At 46.3% G+C, this 17153-nt stretch carries 12 protein-coding genes and 2 pseudogenes; 9 read left to right on the top strand and 5 right to left on the bottom strand.

What is annotated here, in order from left to right; all coding sequences use genetic code 11:
• Positions 1–17 precede the first annotated feature (17 nt).
• From SOHN41_RS00585 to SOHN41_RS00615, 7 genes and pseudogenes are all read left to right on the top strand, one after another.
• Positions 18–3689: pseudogene (locus tag SOHN41_RS00585) on the top strand (Ig-like domain-containing protein); the annotation flags it as partial.
• A 277-nt stretch (positions 3690–3966) separates the two neighbouring features.
• Positions 3967–4518 carry an ADP compounds hydrolase NudE gene (gene nudE, locus SOHN41_RS00590; protein ID WP_007644260.1) on the top strand — a complete coding sequence of 184 codons (552 nt, stop codon included), beginning with the start codon at positions 3967–3969 and terminating at the stop codon, positions 4516–4518.
• A gap of 69 nt (positions 4519–4587) precedes the next feature.
• The gene (cysQ, locus tag SOHN41_RS00595) at positions 4588–5400 is read left to right on the top strand and encodes a 3'(2'),5'-bisphosphate nucleotidase CysQ (RefSeq protein WP_007644261.1); all 813 of its coding nucleotides are present in this window, start codon (positions 4588–4590) and stop codon (positions 5398–5400) included.
• Positions 5401–5407: 7 nt separating this feature from the next.
• The gene (locus tag SOHN41_RS00600) at positions 5408–5851 is read left to right on the top strand and encodes a GNAT family N-acetyltransferase (RefSeq protein WP_007644262.1); all 444 of its coding nucleotides are present in this window, start codon (positions 5408–5410) and stop codon (positions 5849–5851) included.
• A 298-nt stretch (positions 5852–6149) separates the two neighbouring features.
• The gene (locus SOHN41_RS00605; protein WP_007644263.1) at positions 6150–6761 is read left to right on the top strand and encodes a TetR/AcrR family transcriptional regulator; all 612 of its coding nucleotides are present in this window, start codon (positions 6150–6152) and stop codon (positions 6759–6761) included.
• Positions 6752–8629: an MFS transporter gene (locus tag SOHN41_RS00610; RefSeq protein WP_007644264.1), complete on the top strand. Its 1878-nt coding sequence runs from the start codon at positions 6752–6754 to the stop codon at positions 8627–8629. Before SOHN41_RS00605 ends, SOHN41_RS00610 begins: the two co-directional genes overlap by 10 nt.
• Before the next feature lie 55 nt (positions 8630–8684).
• The gene (locus tag SOHN41_RS00615; RefSeq protein ID WP_007644266.1) at positions 8685–10001 is read left to right on the top strand and encodes a hypothetical protein; all 1317 of its coding nucleotides are present in this window, start codon (positions 8685–8687) and stop codon (positions 9999–10001) included.
• A gap of 23 nt (positions 10002–10024) precedes the next feature.
• Here SOHN41_RS00615 and mnmH read toward each other — a convergent pair whose 3' ends face one another.
• The 3 genes and pseudogenes from mnmH to SOHN41_RS00630 all read right to left on the bottom strand — a co-directional run bounded on the left by mnmH (position 10025) and on the right by SOHN41_RS00630 (position 13408).
• A complete protein-coding gene (gene mnmH / locus SOHN41_RS00620) occupies positions 10025–11146 on the bottom strand; it encodes a tRNA 2-selenouridine(34) synthase MnmH (protein ID WP_037457727.1) in 1122 nt (373 codons plus the stop codon).
• Positions 11146–12205: pseudogene (gene selD, locus SOHN41_RS00625) on the bottom strand (selenide, water dikinase SelD). The gene mnmH and the pseudogene selD overlap by 1 nt, the downstream one beginning before the upstream one ends.
• Before the next feature lie 96 nt (positions 12206–12301).
• A complete protein-coding gene (locus SOHN41_RS00630) occupies positions 12302–13408 on the bottom strand; it encodes an acyl-CoA desaturase (protein ID WP_007644268.1) in 1107 nt (368 codons plus the stop codon).
• A 144-nt stretch (positions 13409–13552) separates the two neighbouring features.
• Between SOHN41_RS00630 and fabR the strand changes: the two genes are divergently transcribed.
• A complete protein-coding gene (gene fabR / locus SOHN41_RS00635; RefSeq protein WP_007644270.1) occupies positions 13553–14167 on the top strand; it encodes an HTH-type transcriptional repressor FabR in 615 nt (204 codons plus the stop codon).
• Positions 14168–14236: 69 nt separating this feature from the next.
• On the opposite strand, the gene trmA is transcribed toward fabR, so the two are convergent.
• Positions 14237–15334: a tRNA (uridine(54)-C5)-methyltransferase TrmA gene (gene trmA / locus SOHN41_RS00640; RefSeq protein ID WP_007644272.1), complete on the bottom strand. Its 1098-nt coding sequence runs from the start codon at positions 15332–15334 to the stop codon at positions 14237–14239.
• A 181-nt stretch (positions 15335–15515) separates the two neighbouring features.
• Between trmA and murI the strand changes: the two genes are divergently transcribed.
• Positions 15516–16322, top strand: a complete 807-nt coding sequence (gene murI / locus SOHN41_RS00645; protein ID WP_007644282.1) for a glutamate racemase — start codon at positions 15516–15518, stop codon at positions 16320–16322.
• Between the two features lie 36 nt (positions 16323–16358).
• Here murI and SOHN41_RS00650 read toward each other — a convergent pair whose 3' ends face one another.
• Positions 16359–16823, bottom strand: coding sequence for an RNA-binding protein (locus SOHN41_RS00650; RefSeq protein ID WP_007644284.1), 465 nt, complete (start codon positions 16821–16823; stop codon positions 16359–16361).
• Positions 16824–17153: the final 330 nt, after the last annotated feature.

The following is a 17153-nucleotide window of genomic DNA, read 5'->3' on the forward strand; positions in this document are numbered from 1 at the left end:
GTGATACGAATGGTTAGTTTAATGCGGTGAGTGGAGTCTTAAGTGGTACACCAAGTAACGCCGATGTGGGTGCGCATGCAGTGATACTGCGAGTGACGGACACGGATGGCTTAACGGCCGAGCAAAGCTTTAGCATCACAGTGAGCAACGTTAACGATGCACCGACGATTAGCTCAACTGCCTTAACCTCTGCGACCCAAGATGCGGCATACAGCTACAGCTTTGCGGCGAGTGACAGCGATGTGGGTGATGTGTTGACCTTAAGCGCGGTGACTAAACCGAATTGGTTAAGTTTTAATGCGGTGAGTGGAGTCTTAAGTGGTACACCAGGTAACGCCGATGTGGGTGCGCATGCAGTGATACTGCGAGTGACGGACACGGATGGCTTAACGGCCGAGCAAAGCTTTAGCATCACAGTGAGTAACGTTAACGATGCACCCGTTGCGATAGGTTCGACAGTGATGCTAGAGGAAGATAGCTCAATAATGATCACTTTGGCCGCTGAGGATGCAGATAGTGATCCGCTAACCTATGAAGTGGTCGCTCAGCCAGGATCTGGCACTTTAGAGCAGCACGGCTCCGTTTGGTTGTATACCCCTGAGAAGGATTTCAATGGCACGGATCTGATTAATTTTATCGCCAAGGATGCGGAATTGAGTTCAGAGCCCGGCACAGTGACGATAACGGTCACTCCGGTGAATGATGATCCACAAGCGGTAGATGACAGCTTTACGTTAACGAGTACCGCTAACGATACTTATTCCCTGTCGGTACTGACGAACGATATGGATGTGGATGGTGATCTGCTGACGATTGATGGCGTCGCGGCGGATATCGGCAGCGTTCAAATTGGCGACGAGGGGCTGACATTTACAGCACCCGAAGCTTATGTGGGCCCAGTGGCGCTGCGTTATACCATTAGCGATGGCAATCAGGGGCGTGCGACAGCCAAAGTCAATGTGTTGATTGAAGGATCTGAGTCTGAAAATCAGCCTGTGATCACTTTGCCTGATGATGTCGAGGTGAATGCCACAGGGCTGTTTACGCGGGTGAAGCTGGGCTTTGCTAAAGCGGTCGACGGAGATGGACATCCATTGCCAGTTTCTCTGGTAAATAAGAGTCTGTTCTTCGCACCAGGCAGTTATTTAGCATACTGGCAAGCAGTGGACCGTGACGGTAATAAAGCGATCAAGGCGCAGAAGGTGAAGGTCAATCCCTTGATCTCGCTGAGTAAGGACCAAATTGTCGGCGAAGGTAACGAGGTCGTGGTCAGCGTACACCTCAATGGTGAGGCGCCCAACTATCCTCTATCCATCCCTTATACAGTATCGGGCTCGGCGGGGAATGCCGACCATGATCTGGTCGATGGTGTGCTAGAGATTGCCTCAGGACAAATGGCACAGATCCGCTTTAGCACCACGGAGGATGGTGTGGCCGAAGGGGATGAGGATGTAATTATCACCCTTGATTCAGGCTTGAATCTGGGCAGCAAGAAACAGATTCAGGTGTGGATCACTGAGGCGAATATTGCCCCTAAAGTGAGTTTAGAGGTCACTCAGGCTGGGACGAACCAGCTTATCGTGACGCAAAATGGCGGTGAGGTACATATTCATGCCCAAGTGACGGATGCGAATATGCAAGATAACTTAACCCTATCTTGGGATAGTGACTCCCTGAGCTTGCAATCCGACGATGCGGGCATGTTCTTCTCACCTGTTGCCGTGCAGCCGGGCATTTATCCCGTGAGCCTGACAGCTACCGATGATGGCCTACCAGTGCGATCTACGACTGAAAAAGTGTATATCGTCGTGCGTCCAAGTTTACCTGTGTTGACTGGCGCAGATACCGACGATGATTTAATCCCTGACGATCAGGAAGGGTTCACCGATACGGATCGTGACGGTATTCCAGATTATCTGGACGCTAATGGCGATTGTAGTGTTATGCCTGAGGGTGAACTCGAACCTGTGTATTTCTTGGCGGAGGGGCAAGCGGGCGTCTGTTTACGTCTGGGCAGTATTGCCCTAAGACAAGGGCAGAGTGGTATGCAGCTACTGCCCAATGCCGTGGCTGAGGATACTGTCGCTGCGAATGTGGGGGGGATTTTCGACTTCATTGCGACTGGGCTGCCGCAACAAGGTCAAAGTTATAGCTTAGTGTTGCCACAACGCGCTCCCATCCCTGCGAATGCGGTTTATCGTAAGTTCCAAACAACAAAGGGTTGGCAGGACTTTGTCATCGATGAACGTAATAATGTTGCGAGTGCTGAGGGTGAACGTGGTTTCTGTCCACCACCTGGGGATAGCCGTTGGACGCCGGGATTAACCGAGGGCCACTGGTGCGTACAGTTAACCGTTGAGGATGGCGGCCCTAACGATGATGATGGTGTGGCAAACCGCACTATTGTTGACCCAAGTGGGGTGTCGGTGATGCTCAATGGTAACCATTTACCCGTGGCAAATCCGGATGCGGCTTCCATCCCATGGAATCAGAGTCTAGATATCAATGTGCTTGGCAATGATACGGATAGTGATGGTGATAGTTTAATTGTCACTCAAGTTATCAGTGAGTTCGGCACAGTAACTGTGCTTGATAATCAGCAAGTTAGTTATGTGCCAGCAACCGATTTTATCGGTACCGATGTGCTGATATACAGCATAACCGATGGCAAAGGAGGCACTGCTAGCAGCGAGTTGACTGTGATTGTGAACGGCAATACGGCGCCAATTGCAGTAAACGACAGTGCTGCAACCGATGACAGAACTAGCCTATTGCTCGATGTGTTGGCTAATGACACAGATGCTGACGGCAATGTGTTAACTCTTGCGGGCGCTAGTGCACAGCAAGGGACTGTGTCTGTTGAGTCAAACAAACTGCGTTACATCCCTAAAACCGGATTTGATGGAGTGGATACAGTGACTTATCAAGTCAGTGATGGTTTGGGTGGTGAAGCTAGTGGGCAAGTGCTTATCACTGTGAAGGCGTATCAAGAAGTTGTCATAGATAATCAATCGGGGGGAGGTAGCATGGCTCTATGGGCATTAGCTTTGATCCTTGTGGGTGGTTTTATGCGTCGTAGGGAATGGCAGAAATTAGCGCTGGGAGCGTTGTTGCTACTAAGTTCAATCCAGCAGGCCAATGCCTCCGACTGGTATGTGGAGGTATTTATCGGGCAGGCCCAGACCGATAACGGCATGCAAGATCTGCAGCCGCAGGTGGGAGCGGGAGTCGTTACCTCGATAGATAACAGTGATACGGCTTTTGGTGTGAGTCTTGGGTATCAATGGACACCCACGGTGGCGGTGGAATTAGGTTATGCCGACTTTGGTGAAGGAAGCGTAAGGATTGAAGGATCGAGCTTAACACCAGAGCAGTACCACGAGTTGGTGAAGGCTGTGACTCCGGTACTTGCAGACGGTGTGATGTTAGGGCTGCGCTTCACCCTGCTACAGCATGAAGGCTGGCGATTTGAAGTGCCAGTCGGATTGTTCCATTGGCAAGCGGATATCAGCAGTACTATGGGAAACACAACCCTAAAGACGGATTTGGATGGCACAGATTGGTATGCTGGCCTGCGCTTTAGCTATCAACTCAGCGATGCTTGGTCAGTGGGGCTTGGCTATCAGTATGTGGATATAGCGCCGAATGACTTCCTAAGTTACCAGTTTAATTTACGCTATCAGTTCTAAACTGCATCGCAAAATAAAAGGGTTTTGCCTGTTTTTTGATCTTAATGTGTGATTGGGAACTGGCCTTTGCCCTTTTGGGTTATCAAAAATCCCCCATTTTTTTAGAAAAAGGATAAGGCCATTCACTTAGGTTTGGCTTGGTTTGTGAGTTATATCACAAAAAAATGCCGCTTATCTTTTGTCACACACCATAAATTCAGGTTGTAGATTAAAGACAGGATAGTAAGATTGTCACTTATCCTATTTAGTTTATCGCTATTTTTATCCAGAGGCAGTTATGTCGCAGCGGCAGAAAAAGCCGGAAATCTTACATACCGAAGTTGTCGCTAGGAGTCGATTATTCCAAATCGAGCAAGTACATCTTAAGTTTTCTAACGGTGTTGAACGTCAGTACGAACGTATGAAAGGTGGCAGTCGTGGAGCTGTGATGATAGTGCCTATTCATCAAGGTAAAATGCTACTGGCGAAAGAATATGCTGCAGGAACAGATAATTATGAGCTAGGCTTTCCGAAAGGGCTCATAGATCCAGGGGAACTTGCCATTGAAGCCGCTAACCGTGAGTTGCAGGAGGAAATCGGCTTTGGTGCCAATAAGCTTACCTTGCTTAAAGAACTTAGCCTCGCCCCCGGTTATTTTTCCAGTAAGATGCAGATTTTCCTTGCCGAAGATCTATATAAAAGCCGCCTCGAAGGGGATGAACCTGAACCGATTGAAGTGGTGCCTTGGGAATTAGTCGATTGGGAAGCGTTACTCGATAATGCCGATTTTTCCGAATCCCGTAGTGTGAGTGCATTGTTTTTAGCGCAAAAACACCTACAAAATAAATAATTTTTTCGTTAAAGCGTTCAACAACTGAGTGCTTGTAAATCATTCGCGAAGTTTGCGATTGGAGTGGTTATGAAGCCAGAAGAGTTAATCGACGAGGTGATTGCGATAGCAACGGATGCGGGGCGCACTATCCGTGAGATTTACCTTAAGGGTAATTTTGAGCGAGAGACTAAGTCTGATAATACCCCTGTCACCTCGGCTGATTTAGCGGCGAATAAGCTGATTTGTGAACGTTTAGCCGCGTTGACGCCCGATATTCCTATCCTATCTGAAGAGGCTGCCGACATTCCCCTGAGTGTGCGTGAAGGGTGGAAACGCTATTGGTTAGTCGATCCACTCGATGGTACGGGGGAGTTTATTGCGGGTAGTGGCGATTTTTCGGTGATCATCGCGCTGGTGGAGCATAACCGTCCTGTTATGGGGGTGGTGTACGTGCCAATGACGCAGGTGTGTTACTACGCTATCGCGGGGTTAGGCGCCTATAAACGTACCGATAAGCAGGAAGTGCGGATCAGTAGTCGGCAAATTCAGCACCGTGAAAAAGTCTCCCTAAGATTGGCTGTGAGTCGCCGTCAGGATCCACAATCGGTATTAACGCTCTTTAATCACCCTAAACATTGTGAGCTGGTGGTGATGGGCGGTGCGGCATTGAAGAGTTGTCTGGTTGCCGAAGGGCGTGCCGATTGTTATGTGCGCGTCGGACCAACGGGTGAGTGGGATACGGGAGCTGCGCAAATTATTGTCGAGGAAGCGGGTGGTCAGCTAATGGACACTGAGTTGCAACCCTTGACCTACAACGAGCGAGACACCCTAGAAAATCCGAATTTTATCGTAGTGGGTGCTCCGAATTTAGAGTGGGATAAGATCTTAATTGGTGAATAATTTTTAAATGCAGTCGATTCGTCCAGTATTGAAGTCAGAGTTAGCCGCCGTTTTTCAACTCGAGCAGGCTATCTTTGGCGAACATAGTTATCCCGATTTTTTCTTCCGCCAGGGATTTGATTGTTGGCCAGAGCAATTTTTAGTTGCTGTGGATAAAGATAACAGTGTGCAAGGTTATTTGCTCTGCGCCCAGAGCGGCGATCCCGAATGTATGTGGATTTTATCCGTCGCAGTGAGCGAACATTCACGTGGCCAAGGAGTCGGTAAAGGTTTGATACAGCAATGTTTGGTCCAGCTGCCCACCCCTGTGCGCCGGGTGTGCCTAACGGTTGACCCGACCAATCCTGCCCACGGTTTATATCGACACTTAGGTTTTGTCGATTCCGTATTTGAAGCGGATTATTTTGGTGCTGGTGCAGATAGAGTGGTGATGACTTATAGCAAGCCCTAGAGCTCATTCTCATCTTTGAAGCAAAAGTTATCCTCCAAATAACAAGTCACCTGTGAATTAACATAGTCTGCGGCGTGCTACTAAACACGCCGTTTTTTATGCGGTTTTGATTGTTTTATCTCATCGACCCGTTCTGCTTGCTGAGTGAATCGGGATTGTGGTGCCTGTCTTTATCCATCACCTTCAATAACATCCCACATTATTTACCCATTGCTGTACGCAAAATAATCTTATTTTGAACATTGTTTTTTATTTGTACCGCTGTTAGTCTCTTGCTATCTAACAGGGAGTGAAATTGATGGCGAGACGTAAAGAACATAGCCATGATGAAATTCGCGCTATGGCAATACAAGCGGCAACTGAGTTGCTGACAGAGCAGGGTGTTGTCGGGCTAAGTTTGCGTAAAGTAGCCAGCCAAATTGGTTATGTGCCCAGTACCTTAATTAATATCTTTGGTAGTTATAACTATTTGCTTTTGGCTGTTTCGGAGGCGACGCTGCGTGCCTTGCACGGGCGACTGTCAGCGGTCAGTGTTGCTAGTGGTGTAGGTAAAATCATTGCAATGGCGTGGGAGTATAGTTTGTTCGCCCACGAGCAGCGCCAATGTTTCAAGCTAGTGTTTGAGTTGCAATTGCTCGATTCCGAGCCGTTGCCAGAATCCCAAGGACAATGGATTGCGAGATTGTTTTCACTCATTGAGCATGAAGTGGTGCAGTTATTCCCCGAGATGACAACGGAGCGCCATTTGAGCATGAGCCGCGTGCTGTGGGGGGGGATCCATGGACTGACAATGTTATCACTGGATAATAAACTCTTTGTCCAACAGCTATCACTACGGGATTTACTCGAAAGCCATGTGCAGGCTTATTTACAGGGAATGGGTTACCAGAGGGAGCTATCATGCTATTAACAAAACGCTTTTTGCCTTATTTTGCGACTCAGTGCCTCGGTGCACTGAATGACAATATCTATAAGAATGTATTGTTGCTGTTAGTGACCTTTAGCCAAGTCAAAGAGTTGCCTATCAGTGTCGATATGTTTGTCAATCTAGCCGCTGGGGTGTTTATTCTGCCGTTTTTTCTGTTTTCGGCCCATGCGGGTGTCGTCGCCGATAATATGGACAAGGCAAAACTTATCCGCCGCTTAAAACTGCTTGAAGTCATCATCATGTTTAGTGCTGCCCTCGCTATTGTCAGCGAAAATTATATGATGATGTTATTACTGCTTTTTTTAACGGGGAGCCAGTCTGCCTACTTTGGCCCTGTTAAGTATTCCCTACTGCCCCAAGCCTTAAAAGAAGATGAGTTAGTGACAGGTAATGCTTGGGTTGAAATGGGCACCTTTCTCTCGATTTTAGTGGGTACACTGAGTGCAGGCATTCTTGTTTCGGGAAACAATGCAACCCTATGGTCGGCCATTACCGTTGCCGTACTGGCATTAGCTGGGTATTTATCTAGCCGAGCCATCCCCGCATTACCGCCGCAGGGAGTCATCGAAAAAATACGCTTTAGGCCCTTATCGGGCACTTGGCGTAGCCTTAAAAAGGCCCGTCAGACCCCTTCAATTTGGATGGCGATTCTGGCAATCAGTTGGTTTTGGTTTTTAGGTGCAACCTATCTGACGCAATTCCCTAACTTTGCCAAGCTGCACTTGCATTCAGGTGCGACTGTGGTGTCCTTATTGCTGGGGTTGTTTTCTATCGGCATTGCCGTGGGCTCCTTTGTTTGCGAGCGTTTCTCCTTTGGCCATGTGGAGTTAGGGCTACTGCCCTTTGGAGTGCTGGGATTAACGCTATTTGGGGTGGACTTACTTTGGGCTATCCCACCGGCGCCTGTCGATGCCAGTTTGGTTTATGGGGTAACAAGCTTTATTGCCGGGACGCAGCATTATCGAGTGATGTTGGATTTCTTTATGATCGGTGTCAGCGGTGGTCTCTTTATCGTGCCTTTATATGCCTTCATTCAATCCCGAGCGACCAAGGGCGAATGTGCCCAGGCCATTGCTGCCAATAATATTATGAACTCGCTCTTTATGGTCGCTTCGGCGTTATTGTCTATGCTGCTGCTCGGCGTGGCAGGCTGGAGTATTCCACAGCTATTTTTACTGCTCGCGCTGATGAACTTTGTGGTCGCCTTGTATGTGTATTCGCAAGTGCCAGAATTTACCCAGCGATTTATCAGTTACTTACTTAGCCATGTCATGTATCGAGTGACAGTCACTGGCCGCGAGAAAATTCCTAAAGAAGGGGCTGGTATCATTGTTTGTAACCATGTGAGTTATGTGGATGCATTGATTATTATGGGGGCATCGACACGACCTATTCGTTTTGTGATGGATAAATCTATTAGCGAGATCCCTCTGCTGAAATATTTATTCCGTCACGCAGGGGTGATCCCTATCTGTTCCCCTAAACAAAGTGAAACCACCTATAACCAAGCGTTTGAGACCATCCACGAAGCGCTGATGAATGACGAATTAGTGTGTATCTTTCCTGAAGGACGCTTAACCCCCGACGGTGAATTAGGTGAATTCCGTCCCGGTATCGATAAAATCCTCGCCAGAGATCCCGTCCCTGTGATCCCGATGGCGCTGCACGGATTGTGGGGATCTTACTTTAGCCATAAGGACGGACATGCACTAACGACTATGCCAAAGCGTTTTTGGTCAAAGGTGTCGGTTGATATTGCCGTTCCTATCGTGGACGTTTCCGCTAATCGTGAAAATCTGCGTCATCAAGTTGCAAACCTACTTGTTGAACGAAATGAAGCTATGTTGTAATTGGTACGTCTTAAAAATTTACAAAATAATAACTTATATACTTTGGAGTTTGGTCATGGGAAAAGGATGTTATATCAGTGCGCTAGTGTTGCTGCTTGGTGGATGCGGCGGTTCGAGTGATTCAAGTGGTGGGGATTCTGGTGATTCGGGCACAACAACAGCTAGGTTGGTGATGGATGTGCAGAGCGTCACACCTCTTTGCAATGTAAAAGAAAAAATGGCAGGTGCTGATGTTATTATTCACCGACAAGACGGCAGTATTCTCGGCACTTATAAGAGTGATGGGCAAGGGCATGTAGATGTACCATGGACAAACGAAGCATCACATTTAACGGTTGCAGCAAAAGAATTTCGTAATGGTCAATCGACTTGGAGTATCCGTACGGATTTAGCCGCTAAAGCTGGTGACTATGGCATTTACGCTTTCACAGATGAAAATTTAAATAGCCAATGTGATTGTAGTGATGTCAATTTTGATCTTAATGAAATTGAAGCGGTATATAGTGATTACCAGCTATATGTTAATAACTCATTTTTGAACTCACAATCTAACAATACTTCATTACGCTTATGTAAGCAGGATAATAAGTTTACACCAGTGAATATGGTGTTGGTTCCTAACCAAAGTGGTGTTACAGCTTATGCTGGGAGCATAGATATAAATACACTCGATTTATCGCAAGCAATACCTATATCGAGTAGTGAATTTGATGGTACGAATCATGAAGGGACCTTGTTAAATGTTGATGTGAATACCAATGACTATTCGTTACGGAGTTATTCTGAAACTGAATTTGGTCGCCAAAACAGGGTAGAATGGCCGACGAAAGAAGTGCAATTATTTCCCATGCTTTTTGACCGTAATTTAGTCTACGCATCACAGTGGATTACCCTTGGTGCAAATGAGGCTGGTTACATAAATTATTCGGCATCAACACGTAGGGCTGTTACTGATACGTCAAAAACTTTGAGCTTAAATTTACCGCTAAATGAAAACCAAATGCTGGATGAAACGACACGTTTAATCACTACTATTAATAATGGCGGTAGTGCAAATTATGACTACAGTTTTAGCAATGACCATATGCAAGCGATACAAATCACAATAGGACAAGATGGTTATGCGAATTGGGCTATTTCGGCATCATTGAAGGGGTCAATTCCAGATTTAGATTTACCCATACACTTACAAACAGCATTTGATGGAATAACAAACCCTATGATGAGTTTATATGTATGGGGCTATGAAGGTATGACTGGGTTATATGATTTCCGTGCTGAGCTCAGTAAATCGAGCCGTAGCACGGGTAATATTCGCTCGGCTAAATTCGATAATTATAACTATGAAGCCATTACTATTTTTGCAAATTAATTTTTAGAGTACTAGCCGCACAGTTATTGTGCGGCTTTTCTATCACTCTTATAGCTATCCAACCATTCATGCATGGCCTGATGTGTACCTTTAAAGAGGATCCGTTCGGATTTCTTTTGTAACTGGTATTGGTACATTGGGTCGTAATATTTGTGCAGCAGCACTGCTATCCATGCTAAATGCAGTGAAGTGTCATTTTGGTGGAGTTGCTGGGTTAATGCCCGCTGCATCATATCTTGTAGTTCTTGATGCTGTTTGCCACCTAAGCGTTTACGAATACTCACTAAACTCTGTAACAGATACTGGCTAAAGGCGGCGAATCCCGCTTCGGCGCCTAAGCGATCACAGAATCCACTATGCATTTTGTGCACATACTCATTGAGTAACCGTTGCAGTCTGATGTCGTCCGCCTCCTCTAATACTAGAACATCGGCGGTTTGCATCGCGGTGTAAAAGGTCTGTGGCAGTGCTGAACGGCCGATCAGGAAGCTCTCATCTTCGAGTAGCAGACATGCTGCATCACTGGCTTGATGGTGAAGTAATGCGATAGCAAGTTGATTTTCAAAGTTGATTTGTGTTGGCTGTGGGTCAATATTCTTGCCAAAACTGGATCCCCTATGGTTGGCGATACCTTCTAGATCCACCGCTTCTTTGCGTTGTAGGAGAAAATCTGTTTTACCGCAACCCGTCATGCCACTCAAGCTCAGCAAAGGTTGCAAGCTAGGGGTTGTTTCAATCACACCAATTAAATATTGGCGCATGGCTTTATAACCACCTTGAATATAAGGTACCTCTAGACCAGCATCTTTTAGCCATTGCTGAGTAAGTTGTGAGCGTAGACCACCACGGAAACAATAAAGATAGGCATTAGGGTTGGCGTTGAAATAATGTGACCAAGCCTCGATTCTTTGCTGCTTGATTGGGCCATGCACTAGGGAATGACCTAATTCAATCGCGGCTTGCTGGCCAAATTGTTTATAGCAAGTACCGACTTTTTCCCTTTCACTGTCGAGCATCAAGGGTAGGTTCGTCGAGCTTGGAAAGGCGCCACGGCTGAACTCAATGGGCGCCCTAACATCCATCAGTGGATGTTGGTTTAGGAATATTTCACGGTACTGTGACGTGGGCACTATCATAGCTTGCATTAACACAAAACCACGCCAGCTTTGGATATGGGTTCCTCAAGGGTACCGATACAGATGGGAGGAATGTGATTCGCTTCCAACAGGGCAACAAGTTCAGCTTCGGCGTCCTTAGACACGGCGACTAATAGTCCACCACTGGTTTGGGGGTCGCATAAAATGGCTTTTTGGTGATCGGTTAATGGGGGTAAGTGTTCGCCGTAGCTGTCAAAATTACGCTGTGTGCCACCGGGAATACAACCTAAGGCTAAGTAATCTAAAGCTCGGGGTAATAGTGGAACCGCATCGAATGTGAGTTTCGCCGCAAGCTTCGCGCCTTGACACATTTCGAGTAAGTGTCCCGCAAGGCCAAATCCTGTGACATCTGTCAGGGCGTTAACACCATGAATTTTTGAGATAGCGGCACCTATAGTATTCAGTTGGCACATAGCATTGACCGCAATCAGGCTATCTTCATCTTTGAGTTTTTTCTGTTTTTGCGCCGTGGTTAAAATGCCAACACCAATCGGCTTAGTCAGATACAGACGGTCGCCTGCCTTGGCGGTATCATTCTGTTTTAAATCACTTAACGCTATTTGTCCCGTCACGGCTAAACCAAAAATAGGCTCTGGCGCATCGATACTATGGCCACCTGCTAGCATGATCCCTGCCTCCATACAGGCTTGGCGGCCACCATCGATGACTTGCTGGGCGATTTCTGCCGGGAGTTTGTTAATCGGCCAGCCCAGAATCGCAATGGCCATCATAGGGGTGCCACCCATTGCATAGATATCGCTAATGGCATTGGTGGCGGCGATACGGCCAAAGGTAAAGGGGTCATCTACTATGGGCATAAAAAAAGTCGGTGGTACTGATAATACCGATTTCATCATTGAGCTTATAAACGGCCGCATCATCACGGCTTTGATTGCCGACCAACAGGTTAGGATCGGTAAATACAGGCAGCTGTGAAGCAAGAATGGTCGTCAACACTTTTGGAGATATTTTGCAGCCGCAACCAGCGCCATGGCTGTATTCTGTGAGTTTTATGTTTTCTAAGAGTGTTAGCGAAGGAGCAGACATGAGCTCAACATCCTGTAAAAATTGATTGAGGCATCATCATAATCAGATATGGCCACCATGCAAGGTGGCCGTAAGACTTTCACGCAGAATTGTGGTTTAGCTATAACTCGCCGTTAAGCTTTTCCAGTTCTTCTGTTGGATTAAAAAGCGGGATTTGAGTTCTTCAACCTGCAGAAGCAATTGTTGGTCGACTAGTTGCTTGCGTTTTGCTTCTAATAAGGTCTTCTTCGCTTGATAATAGTCAAGCAAATGTTCCTTCATCAGCTCATACTCAATTTGAATTTTTTCAATAATTTCATCGGCATTAGGCAAGTGGATCACTTTGTTTTTGGCATGTAATAGTTGCATCTGTAGACGCGCACTTTCGATGCGTTCCTGCGGGCTAGTGCGCAAATCTTTGGCTAGTCCCGCCCATGACAGGGCCTTGATCAACCATTTAGTTGGATCGTAGTGCCACCATTTAATACCGTTACGGTAATCGTTTTCAAAGATGTGATGGAAATTATGGTAGCCCTCACCGTAGGTCAACATAGCAAGGAAACCATTATCCCGTGCAGTATTTTTATCCGTGTAGGGTTGGCTACCCCAAACATGGGCGAGTGAATTAATAAAGAAAGTGCAGTGGTGCACGACCACTAAGCGCAATAGACCCGCCATTAACAGCATTGAGACTATGTCGCCATTGAGCCAACCCAAAAACGCGGGTAAACCAATGTTCATCAACAGTACAAGTGCTAAATAATGTTTGTGCTGCCACATGACAATGCGATCATTCTGTAAATCGCGCACGTTCTGATAATCGTGGTAACGCTGCGCCTGATATTCACGCAACATCCAACCTATATGGCTGTACCAAAAACCCATTTTAGCCGAGTAGGGGTCTTTGTCGTTATCGTCGACATGCTTATGGTGAACTCGATGATCAGACGCCCAATGTAACGCGCTATTTTGTAATGCTAAAGCGCCACCAAGGGCATAAAGAAAGCGGATTGCAGGATGAGCTTTGTAGGCTTTGTGTGACCAGAGTCTGTGATAACCCGCCGTGATGGATAAACCACTGGCAAAGGCTAACACAATAAAGGCTATCCACTCGCTGGCGCCATAGCCGTGAAGGATACCGCGCCAAGGAACAAGTATGACCGCGCTGAGGAAGGTCACGGCAAACAAACTGACATTAAGCCAGATGATAGGGGGTTTTTTCATTATAGGTTTCCAATATCCGCATTTGAGCGTACAACTGTAAGCTAATTTAGCCTAGCAATATTGTTTGGTCAAGGTCGATGGGGCTGTGTTTAATGCTCAAAAGCGGTATTATCGCGCTATTACATTCAGTTAGCGGATTTGAGAATGGGTATTCGTGCACAGCAAAAAGAGAAAACTCGTCGGGCATTGGTCGATGCTGCTTTTAATCAGTTGAGTGCTGAGCGCAGTTTCTCGAGTCTGAGTTTGCGGGAAGTGGCAAGGGAAGCCAATATCGCCCCGACATCCTTCTATCGTCATTTTAAGGATATGAACGAACTCGGTCTGACTATGGTGGATGAGGGGGGGCTCACCCTAAGGCAAATGATGCGTAAGGGGCGTCAGCGAGCCGAAGCGGGTGGCAGTGTGATCCGTATATCCGTCGACACTTTTATGGAAGTGCTTGACTCTAACCCTAACGTTTTCCGAATATTATTGCATGAACGCTCGGGTACCTCGGCAGCTTTCCGCGCGGCTGTGGCCCGTGAGATTGAGCATTTTATCTCTGAATTAGCGCATTACACTGAGGCCTCCGCAGGGCGTACACCTATGTTGGCGAGAGCGCAGGCCGAGGCATTAGTGACCTTAGTATTTAATGCTGGTGCATCGGCACTGGATATGAAGCGTGCCGATCGAAAAGTGCTTGCCGATCAACTGGTCATGCAATTGCGTATGGTCGCTAAGGGCGCCGAGGCTTTACAGCATAAGGTTGAGCATCGTTAGTTTGGATTCGATTGGGCTGAAAAACAAAGGAGCCACAGGCTCCTTTGTTTTTATGTGAGAAAGTTATGTCTAACGACGTTCAAGCAGTACACCTGTTTCCATGTGGTCGGTGTATGGGAACTGATCAAATAGGGCAAAGCGCGTGACCTTATGGGTTGTGCACAGTTGTTCTAGATTGTCCTTTAAGGTCTCCGGATTACAGGAAATATATAAAATTCGCTCGTAACCTTGTACCAACGCCAAGGTCCCTAGATCTATTCCCGCCCGTGGTGGATCGACAAAAATGGTATTGCACTCATAACTATCGAGATCGATTCCTTCTAGGCGTCTAAAGCTACGTTTTTTCGCCATAGCATCACTAAAATCCTCGGCCGACATGCGGATAATCTGTAGATTTTCAATGCCATTGGCTTCAATGTTGTACTGCGCCGCATCCACGGATGGTTTGGCAAGTTCAGTGGCGAGCACGCGATTAAAGTTTTGCGCTAGTGCAATGGAAAAATTACCGTTACCACAATAAAGCTCTAACAGATCGCCTTGACTGTCTTGGGTAACATCAATAGCCCATTCCAACATTTTTATCGCCACTTTTGCATTAGGCTGGGTAAAGCTATTTTCGATTTGTTTATATAGAAAAGTGCTGCCATTCACTTCTAAGGATTCAACAACGAAGTCTCGGTCTAAGTCGATTTTCTGTTTACGGGCACGGCCGATAATATTGACCTTAAACTGTTGGCTTAATATGGCTTTCAATGCACTGGCTTCGGCGTGCCATTGAGCATCAAGTTGTCTGTGATAGAGCAGGGATACTAAAATTTCGCCGCTTAGGGTCGACAGAAAATCGACTTGGAATAATTTGTGGCGCAGGCTGTGATTGGATTTCAACTGTGCAATCAATGCCGACATCATTTGATTGATAAGTGCACTTGCTGGCAGATATTGGTCGCAACGGACTTTTTCGTTCAGCACTTTATCAAACATGTAATAGTATAAATCATCACCTTCATGCCATACGCGAAACTCGGCGCGCATACGATAATGGGCTGGCTCAGAGGCGAAAACTTCAACACTCGGTGTTTCAAATTGGGCAAAGGCTTGTTCTAGCTTGATACGCTTAGCTTCTAACTGTGTATCATAGGTCTGAGGGTCCATTGCTGCTAAATTCATTGTCGATTCACCGTGGCTGTAAATTGGGGCGCAAATATTATACTAGGTGGCACGAATGTCCAGTATCTTGCTTTTGCGATTTTGGCAAAGCTGTGGGAAAATTCACGCGCTGGGCTGTCCTCATCATTAAATCTATCCACTCTTTTAGTAGCCTATGCACAGTGTCAAACTGGAGACTAACTTGTCGCAAACTATATTAGTATTTGATTCTGGGATTGGTGGCTTATCAGTGCTGGCAGAAATCCGCAAATTACTCCCAGAGAGCCACTATTGCTATCTGTTCGATAATGCCAGGTTGCCCTACGGAGAACTTGATGAACAAGAGTTGGTTGCGGGATGTGTCACTTTAATCGTGGAGTTAGTCACTCGTACCAATGCAGCAATTGTGGTGGTTGCCTGCAACACGGCGAGCACAGTTGTATTACCCGCCCTACGGGCAAAGCTCAACATTCCCGTCGTAGGTGTCGTTCCGGCCATTAAACCCGCGGCACTCATTTCAAAAAGTAAACGAATTGGGTTATTAGCCACACCTGGTACAGTCAAGCGGCATTACACCCATGAACTAATCGGCCAATTTGCCGATGATTGCCATGTTGAGCTTTTTGGTTGTTCAGAGTTAGTCTGGATGGCAGAACAAAAAGTGGCCACAGGTGCCTTGGATATGCACAGGCTCACAGACTTATTAGCACCTGTAGTGGCAGCCAATATAGATGTACTCGTTTTGGGATGCACACATTTCCCCATGATCCGCAGTGAACTACAGCAAGTGCTTGGATCCAATGTGACTCTCCTTGATTCAGGAGAAGCGATTGCAAAAAGAGTGGTGTCGCTTTTAGCCCCAGCTAGTCGCAACAACGAGAATCAAAATACAACAGGAAAGCTAACGATGCGGGCCTATTACACCAAAGCAGAAATTAGCGAGGGACTAGCGACAACATTAGTTGGTTGTGGTTTTTCAACTATCGAGCGAATCACCACAAGCAACTAATAACATAAGCAACTAATAAATAGTTAGGTGGAGAAATTACTCGTCGGTGCCTGTGCGTTCAGCACCTTCAGAATCTTGGGTTTTAGCTTCTCTTACCTTTAATGTCCTTTCTTGGAAGTTATAATCGTTAAGTTTAACCATGGCTTTTTGGGCGCCCGACTCTGACATCTCAACAAACCCAAAACCTTTACGACGTCCAGTTTTACGGTCACGTACCAAACGCACAGAATTGACTGGACCAAACTCCCCAAATAATACTTTGACTTCGCCTTCATGAACTCGATATGGCAGATTGCCTACATAGAGTGTCATCGTTGGGCCAACATATTGTTCATCTGAACTTTGTGCTGACGAAGTCTCAGGTGCAAATTTAAAAACAAGAGTAGTAATGATAACGCCAGCAACAAAAGCGATATAAGCAGGTAATGTCGATGCGAACTGAGATAGCGCTACGGCGCCAAGGACGGCGATAATCAAGACAATAAGAAATGACTTTTGCATATGAATGCTCTCTGGTGAAATAGAAAATGATAAATAACTGTTAACAGCAAGCCATATGGTAATGAATTATTTACTTTTACACTAGAGTACTGCCGAAAAATTGAGCGTGAATTATCAATTATTAGGTAAATATCCATTTTATAATCTTAAAAATAGGCATAAACAGACAAAAATTGAACATGATGTCTAAAATGTCGGCGTACAGTTTGCTAATCAATAAAAAGCCCTTGCACAAAAAGTTTCGCTGCCTATAATGCGCATCCACTGACACGGCAGACAGCGAAACGCAAGTTAAGCAAAGAAAGCCAAGCAGTTCATCGGTTAGCGAGC

This window comes from Shewanella sp. HN-41, assembly GCF_000217915.1.
Lineage (GTDB): Bacteria > Pseudomonadota > Gammaproteobacteria > Enterobacterales > Shewanellaceae > Shewanella.